Below are 21038 nucleotides of genomic sequence, written 5' to 3' on the forward strand. Positions count from 1 at the left end.
TTTCTTGCTGACCAGCAATTCGCAGCATGAATAAACGGAATGATATCTCTCTTAAAGGTCGTTTGTTGGGTAACCTCCGGCGAGCTAAAACTACAGGTCTGATCAGCCGTGATATTCCGGCTGCACGTTTTCTGTTTTAGCTCGAGGAGTGACCCATGGTTGCCGCATTGCTTGATCGTCTTGGTGTGAACCCGACCCTGTACCAGAACGGCAAAGTGCCGGTGCATTCGCCGATCGATGGCAGCAAGATCGCCTCTGTGAACTGGGAAGGCGCCGCTGAAGTCGAGCAGCACATCAGTCGCGCAGATCATGCGTTCGAATTGTGGCGCAAGGTCCCGGCCCCGCGCCGTGGCGAACTGGTGCGTCAACTGGGCGACATCCTGCGCGAATACAAGGCCGACCTCGGCGAGCTGGTGTCCTGGGAAGCGGGCAAGATCACTCAGGAAGGCCTGGGTGAAGTTCAGGAGATGATCGACATCTGCGACTTCGCCGTCGGTCTGTCCCGTCAGCTGTACGGCTTGACCATCGCCTCCGAGCGTCCAGGCCACCACATGCGCGAAACCTGGCACCCGCTGGGCGTCGTGGGCGTGATCAGCGCGTTCAACTTCCCGGTCGCGGTCTGGGCCTGGAACACCACGCTGGCGCTGGTCTGCGGCAACCCGGTGATCTGGAAACCGTCGGAGAAAACCCCGTTGACCGCACTGGCCTGCCAGGCGCTGTTCGACCGCGTACTGAAAAACTTCAGCGATGCACCTGCGCACCTGAGCCAGGTGATCATTGGCGGTCGCGATGCTGGCGAAGCACTGGTCGATGACCCGCGTGTCGCGCTGATCAGCGCCACCGGCAGCACCCGCATGGGCCGCGAAGTGGCACCGAAAATTGCTGCACGTTTCGCCCGCAGCATTCTCGAACTGGGTGGCAACAACGCCATGATCCTCGGCCCAAGCGCAGACCTGGACATGGCCGTTCGCGCCATCCTGTTCAGCGCCGTCGGCACTGCCGGTCAGCGTTGCACCACCTTGCGTCGCCTGATCGCTCACGAATCGGTGAAAGAAGAAATCGTCACCCGCCTGAAAGCCGCGTACTCGAAAGTGCGTATCGGCAACCCGTTGGAAGGCAACCTGATCGGCCCGCTGATCGACAAGCACAGCTTCGACAACATGCAGGATGCGCTGGAACAGGCCCTGAGCGAGGGCGGCCGGGTCTTCGGCGGCAAGCGTCAGCTGGAAGACAAATACCCGAACGCTTACTACGTCTCGCCGGCCATTGTTGAAATGCCGGAGCAGAGCGACGTGGTCTGCCACGAAACCTTCGCGCCGATTCTTTATGTGATCGGCTACAAAGACTTCGACGAAGCCCTGCGTTTGAACAACGCCGTGCCACAAGGCCTGTCTTCGTGCATCTTCACCACAGACGTGCGTGAAGCCGAGCAATTCATGTCGGCGGTGGGCAGCGACTGCGGCATCGCCAACGTCAACATCGGCCCGAGCGGCGCGGAAATCGGCGGCGCGTTTGGTGGCGAGAAAGAAACCGGCGGTGGTCGTGAGTCGGGCTCCGATGCCTGGCGCGGGTACATGCGCCGCCAGACCAACACCGTGAACTACTCGCTGGAGTTGCCGTTGGCGCAGGGGATTACGTTCGACTGATGGGCCCCTTCGCGGGCAAGCCTCGCTCCTACACAGGATCACTCAACACCTGTAGGAGCGAGCGGGCGGCGATCCGACTTGCCCGCGAAGCTTTTGCTTTGTTGTTTGTTAGGTTTCTGTTGGAGTCTGGCAATGCCGTTACGCGAAGAGTGTCTGTGGGAAAAACTGACGCCGCAAAGGCCCGACAATGCTGCGCTCAAGGGCGAAGTAACGGTCGATGTCTGCGTCATCGGTGCCGGGTTCACCGGTCTGTCGGCGGCGGTGCATCTGCTGGAACAAGGCAAGACGGTGTGTGTGCTGGAAGCTCATCGTGCCGGTCATGGCGGTTCTGGACGCAACGTCGGGCTGGTCAACGCCGGCATGTGGATTCCACCGGACGAGATCGAAGCCGGGTTCGGCGAAGCGGTGGGCAGTCAGCTCAATCGCATGCTGGGTGCCGCACCGTCTCTGGTGTTCAGCCTGGTCGACAAATACAACATCGATTGCCAGTTACGCCGCGAAGGCACGTTGCACATGGCGCACAACGCCCGTGGCGAAGCGGATTTGCGCAGTCGTGAAGAACAATGGAAACGTCGCGGCGCTCCGGTGGAACTGCTGACCGGTCAAGCCTGCGAACAAGCAACCGGCACCAAAAAGATCGCCGCCGCGTTGCTCGACAAGCGTGCCGGCACGATCAACCCGATGGCTTACACCACGGGGCTGGCCAAAGCAGCTATCGGCCTTGGTGGTCGGCTGTTCGATCATTCTCCCGTGACCAGGCTCGAACGACAGGGCCAGCGCTGGTCGGTGCAAACGGCGCAGGGTTCGGTGCTTGCCGAGCAAGTCGTGATTGCGTCCAACGCTTACACCGAAGGTGACTGGACGGAACTGCGGCGCAATTTCTTCCCCGGTTATTACTATCAAGTGGCCTCGGTACCGCTGACTGACGACGCCGCGAAGCAAATCCTCCCGGGTGGTCAGGGTTCATGGGACACCCGGCAGGTGCTCAGCAGTATTCGTCGCGACAAAGACGGTCGCCTGTTGCTCGGCAGTCTGGGTAATGGCAATCAGAAGCCGACCTGGTTCCTCAAGGCTTGGGCCGACCGGGTTCAGCAGCACTATTTTCCGTACCTCAAACAGGTGGAATGGGAGTGCACCTGGACCGGTTGCATCGCATTTACTCCCGATCATTTGATGCGCCTGTTCGAACCGGCGCCCGGTTTAGTGGCAGTCACCGGTTACAACGGTCGGGGCGTGACCACGGGGACGGTGGTCGGCAAAGCCTTTGCCGATTATTTGTGTAACGGAAATCCTCAGGCGCTGCCGATTCCCTTCGCACCCATGCAGCCACTGGCGGGGGTGGGGCTGCGTAGCTGTCTATATGAGGCCGGATTTTCGCTGTATCACGCGGGCCAGTGCCTGCGGATCGTGATTTGATTGTTGAAATTTGTTGCTGGAAGCGGCGCTTTTCGGCGCAGCGGCTAGCCTGTAAAAGGTGCGGGTTGTAGCAGTACCGCACCAGCAGTGTGCACTTCGGTGACGCACGTTGTTACAGGCTGGTTGCACGTCGTTTGGCGCCGCGGTTGCAATGATGGCGCGTGCGGGTTGCGCCTTAAAAAATAAATGGTTTCACCTTCCGCGGTTTAGACGGTTGCACGCCCAATGAAAATGGGCTCGAAACAGTCGAAATAACAATAAAGCAGCGACTTTTTTCAGAATAAAAAACCGATGGCACGGCCCTTGCTCTGAGCATTCAGTGAAGTCGCAGTGCCAACTAAAAAAAAACCTTGGAGCACCACCTCATGTCCCAGACGTTTTACAAGAAAGGCTTTCTGGCCCTCGCAGTGGCAGCTGCGCTGGGTGTTTCTGCGTTTGCACAGGCTGACGTAAAAATCGGTGTTGCGGGTCCTATGACAGGCGCCAACGCAGCATTTGGCGAGCAGTACATGAAGGGTGCACAGGCAGCAGCCGACGCAATCAACGCGTCGGGCGGCGTCAACGGGGAAAAAATCGTACTGGTCAAGGGCGATGACGCCTGCGAACCGAAACAGGCTGTGACGGTCGCCAAGGACCTGACCAACCAGAAAGTGGCAGGCGTGGTTGGTCACTTCTGCTCCTCGTCGACCATCCCGGCCTCCGAGATCTACGACGAAGCAGGCATCATCGCAATCACTCCGGGTTCCACCAACCCACAGGTGACCGAGCGTGGCCTGAGCGCCATGTTCCGTATGTGCGGTCGTGACGACCAGCAGGGCATCGTTGCCGGCGACTACATCGTCGACGTGCTCAAGGGCAAGAAAGTCGTGGTTCTGCACGACAAAGACACCTACGGCCAAGGTCTGGCCGACGCCACCAAGGCTCAACTGGCCAAGCGCGGCGTAACGCCGGTTCTGTACGAAGGCCTGACTCGCGGCGAGAAAGACTTCAGCGCCGTGGTAACCAAGATCCGCGCAGCCGGTGCCGATGTCGTCTATTTCGGCGGCCTGCACCCGGAAGCTGGTCCACTGGTTCGCCAACTGCGTGAACAAGGCCTCAAGGACGTCAAATTCATGTCCGATGACGGCATCGTTACTGACGAACTCGTGACCACCGCCGGTGGCCCGCAGAACGTTGATGGCGTGTACATGACCTTCGGTGCCGACCCACGCCTGCTGCCAGACAGCAAAACCGTGGTAGACACCTTCCGCAAAGCCGGCACCGAGCCAGAAGGCTACACCCTGTACGCCTACGCTTCGGTTCAGACCCTGGCGGCTGCTTTCAACGGCGCCAAGTCCAACAGCGGCGAAAAAGCGGCTGAGTGGCTGAAGAAAAACCCGGTTAAAACCGTGATGGGCGAGAAGACCTGGGACGCCAAGGGCGACCTGAAAGTCTCCGACTACGTGGTTTATCAGTGGGACAAGGATGGCAAATACCACCAACTGGAAAAACAGAAGTGATATGAGCTGTTGATCTGCCCGGCGCCTTGAGCGCCGGGCAATCGAAGAACATGTCCGTGCAGTACCTGTCTTTTCTCGTAGAGCTGCACACAACCGTGTTGCGCGGGTGGCTGAACCCCGGTCCGTCGCACCTCGCTTCTGTGCAGTCTCTCAAATGCGTGAGATTGCGTTATGGATGGTATTTTCCTGCAGCAACTGGTCAACGGCCTGACCCTCGGGTCGGTCTATGGCCTGATCGCCATCGGCTACACAATGGTCTATGGCATCATCGGCATGATCAACTTCGCCCACGGCGAGGTTTACATGATTTCCGCTTACCTCGCGGCAATCAGTCTGGCTCTGCTGGCATACTTCGGTATTGAATCCTTCCCTCTGCTGATGCTTGGCACACTGGTCTTCACCATCATCGTCACAGCGGTATATGGCTGGGTCATCGAGCGTGTCGCCTACAAACCCCTGCGTAACTCCACCCGACTGGCACCGCTGATCAGCGCCATCGGTATTTCGCTGATCCTGCAAAACTATGCACAGATCGCACAGGGCGCCCGTCAACAAGGCGTACCGACCCTGCTGACCGGTGCATGGCGAGTGGAAGTCGGAAGCGGCTTCGTTCAGCTCACCTACACCAAGATCTTCATCCTGGTTGCCGCATTCGCCGGCATGGCCCTGCTGACCTACGTCATCAAGTACACCAAGCTCGGCCGCATGTGCCGCGCCACCCAGCAAGACCGCAAGATGGCCTCCATCCTTGGGATCAACACCGATCGCGTCATTTCCTACGTGTTCATCATCGGTGCGGCAATGGCGGCCCTGGCCGGCGTGCTGATCACCATGAACTACGGCACGTTCGACTTCTACGCAGGCTTCGTCATCGGCATCAAGGCGTTCACCGCAGCGGTACTCGGCGGGATCGGCTCGCTGCCTGGCGCGATGCTCGGCGGGATCATTCTCGGGATTTCCGAGTCGCTGTTCTCGGGTCTGGTCAACTCGGACTACAAAGACGTTTTCAGCTTCTCGCTGCTCGTTCTCGTTCTGGTCTTTCGGCCCCAAGGCCTGCTCGGCCGTCCTCTTGTGTCGAAGGTGTAAGCGATGTCTTCAACCACTAAAAAAACCATTGATCTCAAAAGAAGCCTGGTTGACGCGATTCTTGCCGGTCTTGTTGCCCTCATCGTGTTCGGCCCGATTGTCGGCATAGTCCTCGACGGCTATGGCTTCAATCTGGAAACGACCCGAGTGGCGTGGATTGTCGCCATTGTCATGGCCGGCCGCTTTGCCTTGAGCCTGTTCCTGCAAACGCCGAAAGGCCTGAGAATTCTCGAAGGCTTTGAAACCACCGGTTCGGGGGTTCATGTACTGGCACCCGATTACAAATCCCGGCTGCGCTGGATCATCCCGCTGATGATCGTCATCGCCGTGGTGTTCCCGTTTTTCTCCAACTCCTACCTGCTGGGCGTGGTCATCCTCGGGTTGATCTACGTGCTGCTCGGGCTTGGTCTGAACATCGTGGTTGGCCTGGCCGGTCTGCTCGACCTCGGTTATGTGGCGTTCTACGCCATCGGCGCCTATGGGTTGGCACTCGGTTATCAATACCTGGGGCTGGGTTTCTGGACCGTGCTGCCACTGGCGGCGATCACGGCGGGGCTGGCCGGTTGCATCCTCGGTTTCCCGGTGTTGCGCCTTCACGGTGACTACCTGGCGATCGTGACCCTGGGCTTCGGTGAAATCATTCGCTTGATCCTCAATAACTGGCTGACCCTGACTGGTGGCCCCAACGGTATGCCGGCGCCTCTGCCAACCTTCTTCGGCCTCGAGTTCGGCAAAAGGGCGAAGGACGGTGGCGTTCCGTTCCACGAGTTTTTCGGCATCGCCTATAACCCCGACGTGAAGTACTACTTCATCTACGCGGTATTGTTCCTGGTCGTGCTGGCCGTGCTGTACATCAAGCACCGTTTGACTCGCATGCCGGTTGGTCGCGCCTGGGAAGCCTTGCGTGAAGATGAAATCGCCTGCCGTTCCATGGGTCTGAACCACGTGCTGGTCAAGCTTTCGGCGTTCACCATCGGTGCGTCGACAGCCGGCCTCGCTGGCGTGTTCTTCGCCACTTACCAGGGCTTCGTCAACCCGACCTCGTTCACCTTCTTTGAATCGGCCCTGATCCTCGCCATCGTGGTACTCGGCGGCATGGGCTCGACCATCGGCGTGGTTATCGCAGCCTTCGTGCTGACCGTGGCCCCGGAACTGCTGCGTGGCTTCGCGGAATACCGCGTGCTGCTGTTCGGCATCCTGATGGTGTTGATGATGATCTGGCGACCGCGCGGCCTGATTCGGATCAGCCGTACCGGTGTGACCCCGCGTAAAGGAGTAGCGCCATGAGCGAAGTCGTACTCTCGGTCGAGAAGCTGATGATGCACTTCGGCGGCATCAAGGCGTTGAACGATGTCAGCCTGAAGGTCAAGCGCAACTCGATCTTCGCCCTGATCGGCCCCAACGGCGCCGGCAAGACCACCGTGTTCAACTGCCTGACCGGGTTCTACAAGGCCTCGGGTGGCAAGATCGAACTCAACGTGCGCGGCGAGCGCACCGATGTCATCAAAATGCTCGGTGAACCGTTCAAGGCGACTGATTTTGTATCGCCGAAAAGCTTCATCAGCCGGCTCCATTACAAGATGTTCGGCGGCACTCACCTGGTGAACCGTGCCGGCCTGGCGCGGACCTTCCAGAACATTCGCCTGTTCAAGGAAATGTCGGTGCTGGAAAACCTGCTGGTGGCCCAACACATGTGGGTCAACCGCAGCATGCTCGCGGGCATCCTCAACACCAAGGGCTATCGCAAGGCTGAAAGCGATGCGCTGGACCACGCCTTCTACTGGCTGGAAGTGGTGGACCTGGTGGATTGCGCCAACCGTCTGGCCGGTGAGTTGTCCTACGGCCAGCAGCGTCGTCTGGAGATTGCGCGGGCCATGTGCACCCGGCCGCAGATCATCTGCCTCGACGAACCGGCCGCCGGCCTCAACCCTCAGGAAACCGAAGCGCTGAGCGCGATGATCCGGCTGCTGCGCGACGAGCACGATCTGACCGTGGTGCTGATCGAACACGACATGGGCATGGTTATGAGCATTTCCGACCACATCGTGGTGCTGGACCACGGCGTCGTCATCGCCGAGGGTGGCCCCGAGGCGATTCGCAACGATCCGAAAGTGATTGCAGCCTACCTGGGTGCCGATGAAGAGGAGGTGGTGCTATGAGCAAACCGATCCTCGAACTCAAAGACCTGGACGTGTTTTACGGCCCGATCCAGGCCCTGAAAAAAGTCTCGATGCACATCAACGAAGGGGAGACCGTCAGCCTCATCGGTTCCAACGGTGCGGGCAAGTCGACCCTGCTGATGTCGATCTTCGGCCAGCCGCGCGCGGCAGACGGGCAGATCATCTATCAGGGCGTGGACATCACCCATAAGTCGTCGCACTACATTGCGTCCAACGGCATTGCGCAATCACCGGAAGGCCGGCGCGTGTTCCCCGACATGACCGTCGAGGAAAACCTGCAGATGGGCACCATCCCGATTGGTGACAAGTACGCCAAGGAAGACATGCAACGCATGTTCGAGCTGTTTCCGCGTCTCGAAGAGCGGCGGACCCAGCGGGCCATGACCATGTCCGGCGGCGAACAGCAAATGCTCGCCATCGCCCGTGCGTTGATGAGCCGGCCGAAACTGCTGTTGCTCGATGAGCCGAGCCTGGGGCTCGCGCCGATTGTGGTGAAACAGATCTTTGCCACCCTGCGGGAACTGGCCAAGACCGGCATGACCATCTTTCTGGTCGAGCAGAACGCCAACCACGCCCTGCGGTTGTCGGATCGGGCATACGTGATGGTCAACGGCGAGATCCGCCTCAGTGGCACCGGCAAGGAGCTGCTGGTGAACGAAGAGGTGCGTAACGCTTATCTCGGCGGGCATTGAGTCCTGTTGAAATACCTAAAGCCCCGACGAGCAATCGTCGGGGCTTTTTTACGCCTCCAATACACCGCAAATCCCTTGTGGGAGCGAGACCGGCTTGCCGGCGATAGCGCAGTGTCAGTCGACATGCTTTTCACAGACCCACCGCAATCGCCGGCAAGCCGGTCTCGCTCCCACAGGGACCGCGGTGAATTGTGGAAAACAAATTTGCCAAGCTCTCAAAGCGCGACATAAAGCCGCTGCAAATAGTTGTTTTGTCACGGTTTTGACTTGTCCCCGTTTGCTGTGGAACTGGCTGTGAATAACGTGGGAGTAGCTGGCTGAGAGCCTTTTAAATCGTGGCCTGTAGCGATGTGGTTGTTTTTTGATCAGGCGTTTTTGCCGGGCTTGAGGTCAGCGTTGTCAACCTTTTTATTGATTGCGAAAGAGGCCTGAAACACACGAGGGAAGCCTGTGGATAAGTCTGTGGTTAAACTCTGGAAAGACTCGGCTAAGGGCCGTAGTTACTGGCTTGGCGCCATCGTTGGCAAACCCGGTCAATCGTGCAAAACGCCTTGGGCTACACAGCCAGCACTTCAGGGTCAAGCGAAAAACTTTATGATCTGCCCGCAAAGCCTTGTGCACAGCGGCTTCCAGCTTTTTCACTTGCCCCCGGAAACTGTGGACCGGCCTGTGGATAACGTGCGCGTACATAGCTACAGGCCACGGTGTATATGGCGTTGCTCGCGTTGGTTGTTTTTCGTACAGATTTTCTGATAGTTGCCGCTGTCGGCAAGGCCGGGCATGCTGCCAGCTGATTTTCTAATCCAATGGCGGCCCGTCGGCCGAAGCAAGGAGAACACGATGTCCAACACCCTGTTTATTACCGGCGCGACTTCCGGTTTTGGCGAAGCCTGTGCCCGTCGTTTTGCCGAGGCTGGCTGGAAACTGGTGCTGACAGGTCGTCGTGAAGAGCGCCTCAATGCCTTGTGCGCCGAGTTGTCGAAGCAGACCGAGGTCCATGCCCTGGTGCTCGACGTGCGTGATCGCAAGGCCATGGAGGAGGCGATCGCCAACCTGCCACCATCCTTCGCCAAGCTGCGCGGGTTGATCAACAACGCTGGCCTGGCGCTCGGCGTGGATCCGGCGCCGAAGTGTGATCTTGATGATTGGGACACCATGGTCGACACCAACATCAAGGGCCTGATGTACAGCACTCGCCTGCTGTTGCCGCGTTTGATCGCCCATGGCCGTGGCGCCGGCATCATCAACCTCGGCTCCATTGCCGGCAACTACCCGTATCCGGGCAGTCACGTGTATGGCGCGAGCAAGGCCTTCGTCAAACAGTTCTCCCTGAACCTGCGCTGCGACCTGCAAGGCACGGGCGTTCGCGTCAGCAACATCGAGCCGGGCCTGTGTGAGAGTGAGTTCTCGCTGGTGCGCTTTGCCGGTGACCAGGAGCGTTACAACGCGACCTACGCCGGTGCCGAGGCGATCCAGCCGCAAGACATCGCCGAGACCATTTTCTGGGTGCTCAATGCGCCAGCGCACATCAACATCAACAGCCTCGAGTTGATGCCGGTGAGCCAGACGTGGGCCGGGTTTGCGATTGAGCGTAACAAGGGGTAAGACCGCGTAACGGCCAATCGCCGGCAAGCCGGCTCCTACAGGTTCACCTTTGTAGGAGCCGGCTTGCCGGCGATAGCGATCTTTCAGTTAACGAAGATAGTCGGCCAACCCGCCATAGCAGGTCGCCAAATGATAAGGCGTGGTAGACGGCATATCCTGCCGACTCACTTCACCATTCTCGTCACGACACTCATACCAGCCACGCGCATGCAGAGAACGCTGTTGCAGCGCCTGCAATTGGTGCAGTACCGATGCCCCGCTGTCCGGGCGCAGCGTCAACGCACGCAAGTATTCAGCCTGAGCCCAGATGCGTTGGGTGGCATCTTTCGAATGCCCGTCGAGCGTGAGCATCGCGCGCACGGCGCCACTCGATTGATCGACGCCCAGTTGCTCGGTGAACGCAAAGGCGCGCTCCACTGAGGCGTGCAGTTTCGAACCGCGCAACAACGGCGAAGACTCCAGCAGGAAATACCATTCGAACTGGTGTCCCGGTTCAAACCAGTTATCCACAGACCCCAGCGGTTTTTCCATCAACACACTGTGTTGCGGATCGATAAAGCGTTGTTGCATGGCTGTGCATAACTCGACGAGCGCACGCTGCACGGCGGGGTCTTCACGCACGGATAGCGTGGCAAGAAACGCTTCGGCGAGGTGCATCAGCGGGTTTTGCAGCGGCCCGGTGTTCAGCAACGACCAATCACGCTCAAGGCAGGCTTCGTACAAGCCATCGCCCGAACTGAAGCGCTGATCAAGCACTTCCAGCACCGCGTTGAGCACCGACTCCACCAGCGGTTCGCGAACCTTCTCCCAGTAATGGGCGCAGGCGAAGAGGATGAAGGCGTGGGTGTAGAGATCTTTGCGCTGATCCAGCGGCGCGCCCTGCGGGTCGATGCTGTAGAACCAGCCACCGTGTTCGGCATCGTGGAAATGTTGCTGCAACGAGCGGAACAACGCAGCCGCACGCTCTTTCGCGCCCGGCACCTGGCCGATCAGGCTGGAAAACAGATACAACTGCCGCGCGCAGGCCATGGCCCGGTAGCGTTGCGGTGGCAAGGGATGATGCTCGGCATCCAGTGCTTCGTAGGGCAGCGCCAGTTCGGCATTCCAGCCGGGGCCTTGCCAGAGGGGCACGATCACGTCCTGGAAATGCTGTTGCACCGCGGCAAACAGAGCGGTCAATTCAGGCTGGGAAGCGGAGCGGGGAGCATGAGGCATTGGCTGGCGTCGTCACGGCAGGGTCGAATGCGCGACATGTTATCAGGCCTGAGAGATGTGGTGTCTGTCAGGCCGCCTTCGCGGGCAAGCCTCGCTCCTACAGGAAGAGGCTATTACCGGCAAAACCAAATCAACCCGCCAACAACCACACCCCGGTCGCTGCCGAAGCCGCGCCCGCCAGACGAACCAGCGGCGCCGCTGCTTGCGGCAACACGCGAACCAGCGCATAACCCGCCGCATGCAACGCCGCCGTTGCCGCCACAAACCCTGCGGCATAGGCCCAAGGGCTCGACATGTCCGGCAATTCCAGCCCATGCGCCACGCCATGGAACAACGCAAACAACGCCGTCGCACCCACCGCCACGCTCAGTGGCGGACGTACCGCCAGCGCCACCGCCAGCCCCAGCGCCAGTACCGACGCCGCAATCCCGCTTTCCAGCGCTGGCAGGTTCAGCCCTTCAAAACCAAGCAGGCCGCCGATCAGCATGGTGCCAACGAACGTGCACGGCAGCGCCCAGCGTGCAGCGCCTTTCTGCTGTGCCGCCCACAGCCCGACGGCAACCATCGCCAGCAAGTGATCGAGGCCGCCGATCGGGTGGCTGATGCCGGCGATCAAGCCATTGTCGCCGTGACCGGGGTGGGCGAAGGCGATGGCCGGAGTCAGCAGCAGGGCCATGGCGCCCAGGATGCGTTTAAGTGTCATGGATAAGCTTCCTTGTTGATAAGTTTGATCGTAATCAGGCTGCGGTCAGCAAGCCCTGGCGCTCGATGAAAGCGATGATTTCTTCCAGGCCCAGCCCGGTTTTCTGGTTGCTGAAGACAAACGGTTTGCCGTTGCGCATGCGCTTCGTGTCGCTGTCCATCATCGAAAGCGACGCGCCTACCAGCGGTGCGAGGTCGACTTTGTTGATCACCAGCAGGTCGGATTTGCAGATCCCCGGCCCACCCTTGCGCGGCAGTTTGTCGCCCGCCGAGACGTCGATTACGTAAATCGTCAGGTCGGACAATTCCGGGCTGAACGTGGCTGAAAGGTTGTCGCCTCCGGACTCCACCAGAATCAGGTCCAGCCCCGGAAAGCGTCGGTTCAGTTGATCCACGGCTTCGAGGTTGATCGAGGCATCTTCGCGGATTGCCGTGTGCGGGCAGCCGCCGGTTTCCACGCCGATGATCCGTTCCGGCGCCAGGGCCTGGTTGCGTACCAGAAAATCGGCGTCTTCGCGGGTGTAGATGTCGTTGGTCACGACCGCCAGGTTGTAGCGCTCGCGCAGCGCCAGGCACAGGGCCAGCGTCAGGGCGGTTTTGCCGGAACCGACCGGGCCGCCGATGCCGACGCGCAGAGGTTGTGTGTTCATGTGATTCTCCAAAATAACAGGCCCTAGGAACGGAACAGACGGCTGTACTGGCGCTCATGGGCCATGCACGCCAGGGACAGGCCGAAAGCGGCGCTGCCATAGTGGTCGGGGTTGATTCGGGTGGCGTCCTGCTGGGCTTGTTGCAGCAGCGGCAGCAGTTCACTGGTCAGTCGTTGCGCGGCTTGCTGGCCCAGCGGCAGGGTTTTCATCAGCACCGCCAACTGGTTTTCCAGCCAGCTCCAGAGCCATGCGGCCAGCGCGTCTTGCGGGCTGATGTGCCAGGCGCGTGCGGCCAGCGCCCAGCCGAGGGCCAGGTGCGGTTCGGGGCGTTGTTCGAGAAAGGCGCGGGCCGGTACGTCGAGTTCCGGCAAACCGTTGAGCAGTTGCTGTAAGGAATAGCCCATTTGTCGGCTCTCCTGATGCAACTCGCGGGTTTCCCGGCTGGCGCGGTGTTCTTCGCAGCGTTGCAGCAGTTCGGCCCAGTTTTCTGCGGCGGCGGCCACGCAATGGGCGAGCAGCAGGGGCGCCTCGAAGCGTGCCAGGTTCAGCAGCAATTGATCGCTGATCCAGCGACGGGCGCTGTCTGAATCACTTACCCGGCCGTTATCCACCGCCATTTCCAGACCTTGGGAATAGCTGTAGCCGCCAATCGGCAATTGCGGACTGGCCAGGCGCAACAGCGCCCAGGCCGGGTTCATTGGCGTACGCCGAACTGATGCAGTTTCGGCGGGTAGTTGAAGTCTTCGTCGCCATGCCGCGAGTGGTGATGGCCACCGCCATAGGCGCCGTGTTCCGGCTGGAACGGCGCTTCGATGTTTTCGACCTTGGCTTCAAGTTGTTCGAGCATGGCCTTGAGCACGTAGTCGTCGAGCAGGCGCAACCAGCCATCACCGACTTGCAGGGCGACGTGGCGATTGCCCAGGTGATAGGCCGCGCGGGTCAGTTCGAATGCATTGGCGCAGGTGACGTGCAGCAGTTGTTCGGGGCGGGCGCAGACGCGGACGATGCGACCGTCTTCAGCCTGTAGGCATTCGCCATCAGTGAGGGGCGACTGACCGCGCTCCAAAAACAACCCGACGTCTTCACCCTCGGCACTGAAACAGCGCAAACGGCTTTTGCTCCGGGCTTCGAAGGTCAGGTGCAACTCGGCGGCCCAGACGGGTTGAGGCTCGATTCTGCGATGAATCACCAGCATCGGAAAGCTTCCAGCTATGGACAATAGTCAGGCTAGAGCAAGGGGCTTGCCAATCGGCGCAAGTGTAGGAAATGCCTGTCGGCGCATGGAGGGCGTTTCAGTTTGTTGCGGCAATTTGGTGCGAGGCTGGGAAAGGCGCACCAAATGACGGCGCAGGGTGTGCTCCAGATTGTTCGCGATCCCGCATTCACCACCCAACCTTGTAGGAGCCGGCTTGCCGGCGATAGCGGTCGGCCAGACGACATCTTTATTGGCTGAAGGGCGCCATCGCTGGCAAGCCAGCTCCTACAAGGGAGGTGGTGGTTCAGATGCACCGTGTTGTCTGAATCGCCAGCAAGCCGGCTCCTACAGGGGATCGGCGTGCAGGAGGGTTATTCCGTGCTGCCCAGGCCTTGCCAGTGCTTGAGGCCGATAAAGATAAAGCGCAGCTGCTGAGTGATTTTCGCCTGCGGTGTCAAATGCGCGGGCAACGCCTCGGCCGGCGGATCAATGATTTCCGGCAGGGTCGCAAACACGCTTTTGACGATGAGATCGGCCATGACACTCAGACCGGCGATGTCCAGGTGTTGCAGCTTTGGCATCAGCGACAAATCGGCCGCAAGGTCCGAGCTGATGTCTTCGCGCAAGCGACCGATGGCCAGGCGCACCGGTAGCGAACCGCCGTACTGCTCGCGGGCCAGAAACAGGAATTGCGAACGATTGGCCGACACCACGTCGAGAAAAATCCGCACCGAGGCATCGATGATGCCGCCCATGACGAACTCGTTGTGACGCACCAGGCGGATGGTTTCGCGGAAGGTTTGTCCGACTTCGCTCACCAGCACCAGGCCCAGTTCATCCATGTCGGCGAAATGCCGGTAGAAACCGGTGGGGACGATGCCCGCGGTTTTCGCCACTTCGCGCAGGCTCAGGCTGCCGAATCCTCGGCCGCACTCCATCAAATGGCGGGCAGCGTCCATCAAGGCATTGCGGGTTTGTTGTTTCTGTTCGGCGCGGGGCAGCATCGCAAGGGTGTTTTCTGGACAAGACAGCGGCGCACTCTAGCAAATCGGCTTTGCCGGCGTCGAACGACTATCGGGAGTGATGCGAGGGAATGCGTGGCTTCTATAAAGTCAAAAGCCCAATCCGTGGATTGGGCTTTTTTTCAAGGCCGCCATGGGCTTAGCTCACAGCGCTGTTGCGTTCGATTACGCGGTCACCACCACCTTCAGCCAGGGTTTGGCCTTGTGGGGTACGGTCGGAACCGTCGGCAGCCAGGGTTTGGCCTTGTGGAGTGCGGTCGGAACCATCAGCAGCCAGGGTTTGGCCTTGTGGAGTGCGGTCGGAACCGTCAGCAGCCAGGGTTTGGCCTTGTGGAGTGCGGTCGGAACCGTCAGCAGCCAGGGTTTGACCTTGTGGGGTGCGATCGGAACCGTCGGCAGCCAGGGTTTGGCCTTGTGGGGTGCGATCGGAACCGTCAGCGGCCAGGGTTTGACCTTGTGGAGTGCGGTCCGAACCATCTTGAGTGATCAGGCCTTTTTCTTTCAGGCGATCATTACCACCTTCGGCAACGGTTTGACTGAACACCGAGTGGCTGTCTTTCACTTGTGGGGTGGCCTGGTCAGCGGCTGGCAGGGCGAAAGCGGTGCTGGCCAGCATGGAGAGGGTAAGGCTAAACAGTAGTTGGCGTTTCATGATCATGTGCTCCGTGGGAGGGCGGCAAAGTGGGTACGAGGCCAATGCTACTCTCGATAAGTCGATATAAAAGTTCATAAACGCAATGGTAATAATCAACAGAATTGATTGTTCCGTGCGAAGGCTCTAGACCGGGCCTTTCCGGCGGATGTTTTCGCACTGATGTGGGTATTTTCTACTCACGTGCGTCGCACAAAAGTGCGGGGTCGGTAACGCCGGATTTCGAGTGCAGGGTGTCCCCGACCGATTATTTGAACGTTAAGCCGCATTTCGATTAAACCTGCGCGCCGTTTCCCAGTCCTAGGCTTCATGCCAGGCCGGTTCTGGCCTGGGGTTTCACACGCGCGTCGCGGTCAGGGCGCTCAGTCGTATTCAGGAGCCCTGTGCAATGACGCGCACCCCGAAAATTCTTGCCTGGACCTTTGCCAGCCTGGTTGTGTTACTGGCGATACTGGTTCTGATCATCGCGTTCTTCGATTGGAACCGGATCAAACCGACCCTCAACGCCAAAGTCTCCGAAGAGCTGCATCGACCGTTTGCCATCAATGGCAACCTCGCGGTGGTCTGGCAGCGTGAGCTTGACGAAGGTGGGTGGCGCGCCTGGGTGCCGTGGCCGCATGTGGTGGCGCAGGACCTGAGCCTCGGCAACCCGGACTGGTCGAAGCAACCGCAAATGGCCACGCTCAAACGCGTCGAGCTGCGCATTTCGCCGCTGGCTCTGTTGGCGCAACGGGTGACGATCCCGCGCATTGACTTGACCGAACCAAACGCAGACCTCCAGCGCCTGGCCGATGGCCGCGCCAACTGGACCTTCAAGCTCGACCCGAAAAACCCGAACGCCAAACCTTCCAGTTGGGTGGTCGACATCGGCGCGATTGGTTTCGACAAAGGCCATGTCACCCTCGACGACCAGAGCCTGAAAACGCAGCTCGACCTGATCATCGACCCGCTTGGCAAACCGATCCCGTTCAGCGACATCGTCGGTGAAAAAGCCGCGAAAACTGCGCAGGAGAAGGGCGCGGCTCCTCAGAATTACGCGTTTTCACTGAAGGTCAAAGGCCAATACCACGGCCAGAAACTGGCGGGCGAAGGCAAGATCGGCGGCCTGCTGGCCTTGCAGGATTCGGCCCGGCCGTTCCCGCTTCAGGCCCAGGTCAAGATTGCCGACACCAGCGTCGAGCTCGCCGGTACGCTGACCGACCCACTCAACCTTGGTGCGCTGGACCTGCGGCTGAAACTGGCCGGCAGCAGCCTGGGCAACCTCTATCCGCTGACCGGCGTGACCCTGCCGGATACACCGCCCTACGCCACCGACGGCCACTTGATCGCCAAGCTGCATGAGCCGGGCGGCGCGGTGTTCCATTACGAAGCGTTCAACGGCAAGATCGGCGAGAGCGACATCCATGGCAGCCTGGCCTATGTCGCCAGTCAGCCTCGGCCGAAACTCAGCGGTTCGCTGCTCTCCAATCAACTCTTGTTTACCGACCTTGCGCCCTTGATCGGCGCCGACTCCAACGCCAAGCAAAAGGCCCGCGGCGGCGAAAGCAAGCAGCCGGCGGACAAGGTGTTACCGGTCGAAGAGTTCAAGACCGAGCGCTGGCGCGACATGGACGCCGACGTCGAATTCACCGGCAAGCGCATCGTCCACAGTGAAAAACTGCCGTTCAACGATCTCTACACGCACCTGGTGCTGACCGATGGCGTGCTCAGCCTCGAACCCCTGCGTTTCGGCGTGGCCGGCGGCAAACTGGATGCGCAGATTCGCCTGAACGGTCGCACCGAGCCGCTGGAAGGCAACGCCAAGCTGACCGGGCGCGGTTTCAAGCTCAAGCAGCTGTTCCCGACCTTTGAACCGATGAAGACCAGTTTCGGCGAGCTCAATGGCGATGCCGACATCAGTGGTCACGGCAACTCGGTGGCCAAGTTGCTGGGCACGGCCAATGGCAATCTGAAGATGCTGATCAACGACGGTGCCATCAGCCGCGAGTTGATGGAGCTGGCCGGGCTGAATGTTGGTAACTACGTGGTCGGCAAAATCTTTGGCGACAAAGAAGTGAAGATCAATTGCGCTGCGGCCGACTTCGACATCAAGACCGGCCTGGCCACCACTCGGTTGTTTGTCTTCGATACCGAGAACGCGATCATCTACATCGATGGCACGGCGAACATGGCGACTGAGCAACTGGACCTGACCATCACCCCGGAATCCAAGGGCTGGCGCCTGATTTCCCTGCGTTCGCCGCTGTACGTGCGGGGCAAGTTCATCAAGCCGGATGCGGGCGTGAAGGCGGTGCCGCTGATATTGCGCGGGGCGGGGATGGTTGTCTTGGGCGTGATTGCGGCACCGGCGGCGGGGTTGCTGGCGCTGGTGGCGCCGAGTGGGGGTGAGCCGAATCAGTGTGCGCCGTTGCTGGAGCAGATGAAGGCGGGCAAGGCACCCGTCACCGTTAAGCCCACCAAATAAACCGATGACGGTCTGACAGGCGCTACAAATCTTTCAGGATGTCGGCCACAGGGAAGTGATCGCTACTCCGGTGTGAGTGACAAGCGCGGCGAAAAGTTTGATGTGATTGGCGACCTTGGCAACAGGCCGGACAATCGGGCTTCCTCCTGCAACCACGCAAAAAACGCCCGCACTGGCGGATGGCGTTCACGACCCGGTACGCACAGCGCGCTGTAACCGGCGCCACTCACCTGGATTTCACTCCGGTAAGCCACCAACAAACCACTGGCCACGCTCTCGGACACCAGAATATTGCTCGCCAGCACCAGGCCTTGTCCGGCGATCGCTGCTTGCAGCGCGTAATGCTCTTCGTCGTATTCGCGGACCGCCGGGTTTGCCGTCAGCCAGGTTTCTGCAGACTGCGAGCACCACGCTTCCCAGCCATGGGCGTACAGCTTCGAGTTGTGCCAACGCACGCTGATCAACGTCGGTGCGCGGATGCTGGCCTGTGCAACCTGTTCCGGCGAGCCATAAACGCCGAACGATTCATCGAACAGGCACAGGCCATAAAGGTTCGGGTAGTCATCGAGGCTATAGCGCACCACCAGATCGACGCTGGCGTCCTGATGCAAATCGATGACTTCGCAATGGGTGTCCAGCCGCACGCTGATGTTCGGATGCCGGGCGTAAAAACGCCCCAGTCGCGGTACCAGCCACAAGGCGGCAAAAGCGGCGGTGGTGGAGATTGTCAGGCTGGTGCCGCTGCGTTGCGGGCGCAAGGTGTCGACGCTTTGCGCCACTTCCAGAAAAGCGCCGTGCAGGCTGTGGAACAGACGCTCGCCGCATTCGGTCAGGCGCACTTGCCGTGGCAGTCGCTCGAACAGCGGCACGCCGAGCCAGGTTTCCAGCGAGCGGATCTGATGAGAAACCGCCGTTGGCGTCACCGACAATTCTTCGGCGGCAGCCTTGAAACTCAGCAGGCGTGAGGCGGATTCGAACGCGCGCAGGGCGGTCAGTGGCAGCGAGGCAAACATTGAACACTCCATGGATGAAATTAATTCATCCAAGCTGATTTTTGCTCATTTGAGACGAGACGGTCGTGGGCACAAGCTGCATGCCACACGCCGTTTGAGTTTAGTCCTCAGGAGATTCAGATGAACACAATTCTTGCCATTCACGCCAGCCCACGGGGCGAACGTTCCCACTCCCGTCGCCTGGCCGAAGTGTTTCTCGGCGCCTGGCAGGCCCGCCATCCGCAAGCGCAACTGACTCGTCGCGAAGTCGGACGGGCGTTGATTCCTCCGGTCAACGAAGCGTTTGTGGCCGCCGCGTTTTACCCCGAGCCCGAGGCGCGGCCGCTGACGATGCAGGCCGACCTCGCGTTCAGCGATGAACTGGTCGCCGAGTTGCTGGGCCACGATCTGCTGCTGATTTCCACGCCGATGCACAACTTCAGCGTGCCCAGCGGCCTCAAGGCGTGGATCGATCAAATCGTGCGGCTCGGGCTGACCTTCAATCACACGCTGGACAATGGTGTCGCGCAATACGAGCCGTTGGTGCACGGCAAGAAAGCGCTGATCGTTACCAGCCGTGGCGGGTTCGGTTTCGGTCCCGGTGGTGAACTGGAAGCCTTGAACCATGCCGATACGCTGTTGCGCACGGCGCTGGGGTTTATCGGCATTACCGACGTGACCGTCGTGGCCGCCGAGGGGGAAGAATCCGCCGAGCGCACCTTCGAGATCTCCGTCGCTGAGGCCGAGCAGCGTTTGCTGACGCTGGCCAGGGAGTTCTAGATGGCCTGGGTGTTTTTGCTGATTGCCGCCGGGTTCGAAGTCACCTTCGCCATGGGCATGAAGTATGCCGAAGGCTTCACCCGGCTCTGGCCGTCGCTGATCACGGTAGTGGCGGCGGTGGGCGGGATTTACTTCCTGACCCTGGCAATGCGCGAATTGCCGGTGAGCATCGCTTACCCGATCTGGACCGCCATCGGTTCGCTGGGCACGGTGTTTCTCGGGTTTGCGTTGCTCGGCGAAAGCCTGACGGCGGTCAAACTGGTATCGGTCGGATTGATCGTGGCGGGGGTGGCGGGGCTGAAATAGAGCGGATGTCATAGACTGGTCGTCGAGCTGTCACATTCGATGTCGATGCTGGGCTGATGTCTTGTATTCAGCCTTGCGTCACCTCACCGATCACAAGGACGTTTGCCCATGTCGCAAGGTTCTGCCACGCGTTATCCGTTGGTGCTGGTCCCGGGAATGCTCGGGTTTATCCGTCTGGTGCTTTATCCGTACTGGTACGGGATCGTGGCGGCGTTGCGCCAGGGAGGGGCGACGGTGATTGCGGTTCAGGTGTCGCCGCTGCACTCGACTGAAGTGCGCGGTGAACAATTGCTGGCGCGGATCGATGAAATCCTGCGCGAAACCGGTGCCGAGAAGGTCAACCTGATCGGCCACAGCCAAGGCTCACTGACCGCCCGTTACGCCGCCGCCAAACGCCCGGATCGCGTGGCTTCCGTGACCTCGGTGGCAGGCCCCAATCACGGCTCGGAACTGGCGGACTACTTGCACAAACATTACCCGGCGGACAGCGCGAGGGGGCGGCTGCTGGCGTTTTTTCTTCGGATCATCGGTGCGTTGATGAGTTTGCTGGAGACGGGTTATCGCGGGCCGAAGCTGCCGGTGGACATCCACGCGTCCCATGAGTCGCTGACGACGGCGGGTGTGGCGTTGTTTAACCAACGTTATCCACAGGGCTTGCCTGAAACATGGGGCGGGCACGGGCCGGAAGAGGTCAACGGCGTGCGCTATTACTCGTGGTCCGGCACGTTGCAGCCAGGCAAGACCGATCGCGGGCGCAATCTGTTCGACGGGACCAACCGCAGTTGTCGGCTGTTTGCCAAAACCTTCGTGCATGAAGTCGGGCATTGCGACGGGATGGTCGGGCGTTACAGCTCGCATCTGGGCACGGTGATTGGCGATGAGTATCCGCTGGATCACTTTGACATCGTCAACCAATCGTTGGGGTGGGTGGGGAAG

20 protein-coding genes are annotated in these 21038 nt (G+C 60.1%); 12 read left to right on the forward strand and 8 right to left on the reverse strand.

The window, feature by feature from the left end; all coding sequences use genetic code 11:
* The first annotated feature begins 155 nt into the window (after positions 1-155).
* The 8 genes from KGB25_RS15495 to KGB25_RS15530 all read left to right on the forward strand — a co-directional run bounded on the left by KGB25_RS15495 (position 156) and on the right by KGB25_RS15530 (position 10124).
* Positions 156-1646: an aldehyde dehydrogenase family protein gene (locus KGB25_RS15495; RefSeq protein WP_223435570.1), complete on the forward strand. Its 1491-nt coding sequence runs from the start codon at positions 156-158 to the stop codon at positions 1644-1646.
* Between the two features lie 132 nt (positions 1647-1778).
* Entirely contained in the window at positions 1779-3062 is a 1284-nt protein-coding gene (locus KGB25_RS15500; RefSeq protein WP_192419684.1) for an NAD(P)/FAD-dependent oxidoreductase, read from the forward strand.
* Positions 3063-3427: 365 nt separating this feature from the next.
* Positions 3428-4561 carry a branched-chain amino acid ABC transporter substrate-binding protein gene (locus KGB25_RS15505; protein ID WP_008035383.1) on the forward strand — a complete coding sequence of 378 codons (1134 nt, stop codon included), beginning with the start codon at positions 3428-3430 and terminating at the stop codon, positions 4559-4561.
* Positions 4562-4732: 171 nt separating this feature from the next.
* Positions 4733-5647 carry an ABC transporter permease subunit gene (locus tag KGB25_RS15510; protein ID WP_008035385.1) on the forward strand — a complete coding sequence of 305 codons (915 nt, stop codon included), beginning with the start codon at positions 4733-4735 and terminating at the stop codon, positions 5645-5647.
* A 3-nt stretch (positions 5648-5650) separates the two neighbouring features.
* Positions 5651-6934 (forward strand): high-affinity branched-chain amino acid ABC transporter permease LivM, encoded by a 1284-nt coding sequence (gene livM, locus KGB25_RS15515; protein WP_008035387.1) that lies wholly within the window; start codon positions 5651-5653, stop codon positions 6932-6934.
* The gene (locus KGB25_RS15520) at positions 6931-7806 is read left to right on the forward strand and encodes an ABC transporter ATP-binding protein (RefSeq protein ID WP_008035389.1); all 876 of its coding nucleotides are present in this window, start codon (positions 6931-6933) and stop codon (positions 7804-7806) included. Before livM ends, KGB25_RS15520 begins: the two co-directional genes overlap by 4 nt.
* Positions 7803-8519, forward strand: coding sequence for an ABC transporter ATP-binding protein (locus KGB25_RS15525; protein ID WP_008035391.1), 717 nt, complete (start codon positions 7803-7805; stop codon positions 8517-8519). Before KGB25_RS15520 ends, KGB25_RS15525 begins: the two co-directional genes overlap by 4 nt.
* 840 nt (positions 8520-9359) lie before the next feature.
* Positions 9360-10124 (forward strand): SDR family oxidoreductase, encoded by a 765-nt coding sequence (locus tag KGB25_RS15530; RefSeq protein ID WP_008035394.1) that lies wholly within the window; start codon positions 9360-9362, stop codon positions 10122-10124.
* Between the two features lie 87 nt (positions 10125-10211).
* Here KGB25_RS15530 and KGB25_RS15535 read toward each other — a convergent pair whose 3' ends face one another.
* The 7 genes from KGB25_RS15535 to KGB25_RS15565 all read right to left on the reverse strand — a co-directional run bounded on the left by KGB25_RS15535 (position 10212) and on the right by KGB25_RS15565 (position 15560).
* Positions 10212-11339, reverse strand: a complete 1128-nt coding sequence (locus tag KGB25_RS15535) for an AGE family epimerase/isomerase (RefSeq protein ID WP_223435573.1) — start codon at positions 11337-11339, stop codon at positions 10212-10214.
* Between the two features lie 130 nt (positions 11340-11469).
* Positions 11470-12042, reverse strand: a complete 573-nt coding sequence (locus KGB25_RS15540) for a HupE/UreJ family protein (RefSeq protein WP_192226939.1) — start codon at positions 12040-12042, stop codon at positions 11470-11472.
* Positions 12043-12076: 34 nt separating this feature from the next.
* A complete protein-coding gene (ureG, locus tag KGB25_RS15545) occupies positions 12077-12691 on the reverse strand; it encodes an urease accessory protein UreG (RefSeq protein ID WP_008035409.1) in 615 nt (204 codons plus the stop codon).
* 23 nt (positions 12692-12714) lie between these two features.
* Positions 12715-13389, reverse strand: coding sequence for an urease accessory protein UreF (locus tag KGB25_RS15550; protein ID WP_223435575.1), 675 nt, complete (start codon positions 13387-13389; stop codon positions 12715-12717).
* Positions 13386-13886 carry an urease accessory protein UreE gene (gene ureE / locus KGB25_RS15555; RefSeq protein WP_207284739.1) on the reverse strand — a complete coding sequence of 167 codons (501 nt, stop codon included), beginning with the start codon at positions 13884-13886 and terminating at the stop codon, positions 13386-13388. The genes KGB25_RS15550 and ureE overlap by 4 nt, the downstream gene beginning before the upstream one ends.
* A 371-nt stretch (positions 13887-14257) precedes the next feature.
* Positions 14258-14890 carry a TetR family transcriptional regulator gene (locus KGB25_RS15560; protein WP_008035416.1) on the reverse strand — a complete coding sequence of 211 codons (633 nt, stop codon included), beginning with the start codon at positions 14888-14890 and terminating at the stop codon, positions 14258-14260.
* 157 nt (positions 14891-15047) lie between these two features.
* Positions 15048-15560, reverse strand: coding sequence for a hypothetical protein (locus KGB25_RS15565; protein WP_207284740.1), 513 nt, complete (start codon positions 15558-15560; stop codon positions 15048-15050).
* A gap of 388 nt (positions 15561-15948) precedes the next feature.
* Between KGB25_RS15565 and KGB25_RS15570 the strand changes: the two genes are divergently transcribed.
* Positions 15949-18024 carry an AsmA family protein gene (locus KGB25_RS15570; RefSeq protein WP_223435577.1) on the forward strand — a complete coding sequence of 692 codons (2076 nt, stop codon included), beginning with the start codon at positions 15949-15951 and terminating at the stop codon, positions 18022-18024.
* A gap of 62 nt (positions 18025-18086) precedes the next feature.
* Here KGB25_RS15570 and KGB25_RS15575 read toward each other — a convergent pair whose 3' ends face one another.
* Positions 18087-19049: a LysR substrate-binding domain-containing protein gene (locus KGB25_RS15575; protein WP_223435592.1), complete on the reverse strand. Its 963-nt coding sequence runs from the start codon at positions 19047-19049 to the stop codon at positions 18087-18089.
* Positions 19050-19157: 108 nt separating this feature from the next.
* Here KGB25_RS15575 and KGB25_RS15580 point away from each other — a divergent pair, with 108 nt between their 5' ends.
* The 3 genes from KGB25_RS15580 to KGB25_RS15590 form a co-directional block, all read left to right on the forward strand.
* The gene (locus tag KGB25_RS15580; RefSeq protein WP_223435579.1) at positions 19158-19796 is read left to right on the forward strand and encodes an FMN-dependent NADH-azoreductase; all 639 of its coding nucleotides are present in this window, start codon (positions 19158-19160) and stop codon (positions 19794-19796) included.
* Positions 19797-20102, forward strand: a complete 306-nt coding sequence (locus KGB25_RS15585) for a DMT family transporter (protein WP_008031171.1) — start codon at positions 19797-19799, stop codon at positions 20100-20102.
* A 108-nt stretch (positions 20103-20210) separates the two neighbouring features.
* On the forward strand, positions 20211-21038 hold an 828-nt coding region (locus tag KGB25_RS15590), incomplete at its 3' end, for an esterase/lipase family protein (RefSeq protein WP_223435584.1).

This window comes from Pseudomonas sp. BF-RE-21 (assembly GCF_019947305.1).
In the GTDB taxonomy this organism is placed as follows: domain Bacteria; phylum Pseudomonadota; class Gammaproteobacteria; order Pseudomonadales; family Pseudomonadaceae; genus Aquipseudomonas; species Aquipseudomonas migulae.

What these genes read in the sequence shown, in the direction of transcription:
- KGB25_RS15550 (WP_223435575.1), bottom strand. Translation starts at nt 13,389, where the DNA reads ATGAACCCGGCCTGGGCGCTGTTGCGCCTGGCCAGTCCGCAATTGCCG.
- KGB25_RS15505 (WP_008035383.1), top strand. Translation starts at nt 3,428, where the DNA reads ATGTCCCAGACGTTTTACAAGAAAGGCTTTCTGGCCCTCGCAGTGGCA.
- KGB25_RS15500 (WP_192419684.1), top strand. Translation starts at nt 1,779, where the DNA reads ATGCCGTTACGCGAAGAGTGTCTGTGGGAAAAACTGACGCCGCAAAGG.
- KGB25_RS15520 (WP_008035389.1), top strand. Translation starts at nt 6,931, where the DNA reads ATGAGCGAAGTCGTACTCTCGGTCGAGAAGCTGATGATGCACTTCGGC.
- KGB25_RS15510 (WP_008035385.1), top strand. Translation starts at nt 4,733, where the DNA reads ATGGATGGTATTTTCCTGCAGCAACTGGTCAACGGCCTGACCCTCGGG.
- KGB25_RS15530 (WP_008035394.1), top strand. Translation starts at nt 9,360, where the DNA reads ATGTCCAACACCCTGTTTATTACCGGCGCGACTTCCGGTTTTGGCGAA.
- ureG (WP_008035409.1), bottom strand. Translation starts at nt 12,691, where the DNA reads ATGAACACACAACCTCTGCGCGTCGGCATCGGCGGCCCGGTCGGTTCC.
- ureE (WP_207284739.1), bottom strand. Translation starts at nt 13,886, where the DNA reads ATGCTGGTGATTCATCGCAGAATCGAGCCTCAACCCGTCTGGGCCGCC.
- KGB25_RS15585 (WP_008031171.1), top strand. Translation starts at nt 19,797, where the DNA reads ATGGCCTGGGTGTTTTTGCTGATTGCCGCCGGGTTCGAAGTCACCTTC.
- KGB25_RS15575 (WP_223435592.1), bottom strand. Translation starts at nt 19,049, where the DNA reads ATGGAGTGTTCAATGTTTGCCTCGCTGCCACTGACCGCCCTGCGCGCG.
- KGB25_RS15560 (WP_008035416.1), bottom strand. Translation starts at nt 14,890, where the DNA reads ATGCTGCCCCGCGCCGAACAGAAACAACAAACCCGCAATGCCTTGATG.
- KGB25_RS15525 (WP_008035391.1), top strand. Translation starts at nt 7,803, where the DNA reads ATGAGCAAACCGATCCTCGAACTCAAAGACCTGGACGTGTTTTACGGC.
- KGB25_RS15535 (WP_223435573.1), bottom strand. Translation starts at nt 11,339, where the DNA reads ATGCCTCATGCTCCCCGCTCCGCTTCCCAGCCTGAATTGACCGCTCTG.
- KGB25_RS15580 (WP_223435579.1), top strand. Translation starts at nt 19,158, where the DNA reads ATGAACACAATTCTTGCCATTCACGCCAGCCCACGGGGCGAACGTTCC.
- livM (WP_008035387.1), top strand. Translation starts at nt 5,651, where the DNA reads ATGTCTTCAACCACTAAAAAAACCATTGATCTCAAAAGAAGCCTGGTT.
- KGB25_RS15495 (WP_223435570.1), top strand. Translation starts at nt 156, where the DNA reads ATGGTTGCCGCATTGCTTGATCGTCTTGGTGTGAACCCGACCCTGTAC.
- KGB25_RS15540 (WP_192226939.1), bottom strand. Translation starts at nt 12,042, where the DNA reads ATGACACTTAAACGCATCCTGGGCGCCATGGCCCTGCTGCTGACTCCG.
- KGB25_RS15565 (WP_207284740.1), bottom strand. Translation starts at nt 15,560, where the DNA reads ATGAAACGCCAACTACTGTTTAGCCTTACCCTCTCCATGCTGGCCAGC.
- KGB25_RS15570 (WP_223435577.1), top strand. Translation starts at nt 15,949, where the DNA reads ATGACGCGCACCCCGAAAATTCTTGCCTGGACCTTTGCCAGCCTGGTT.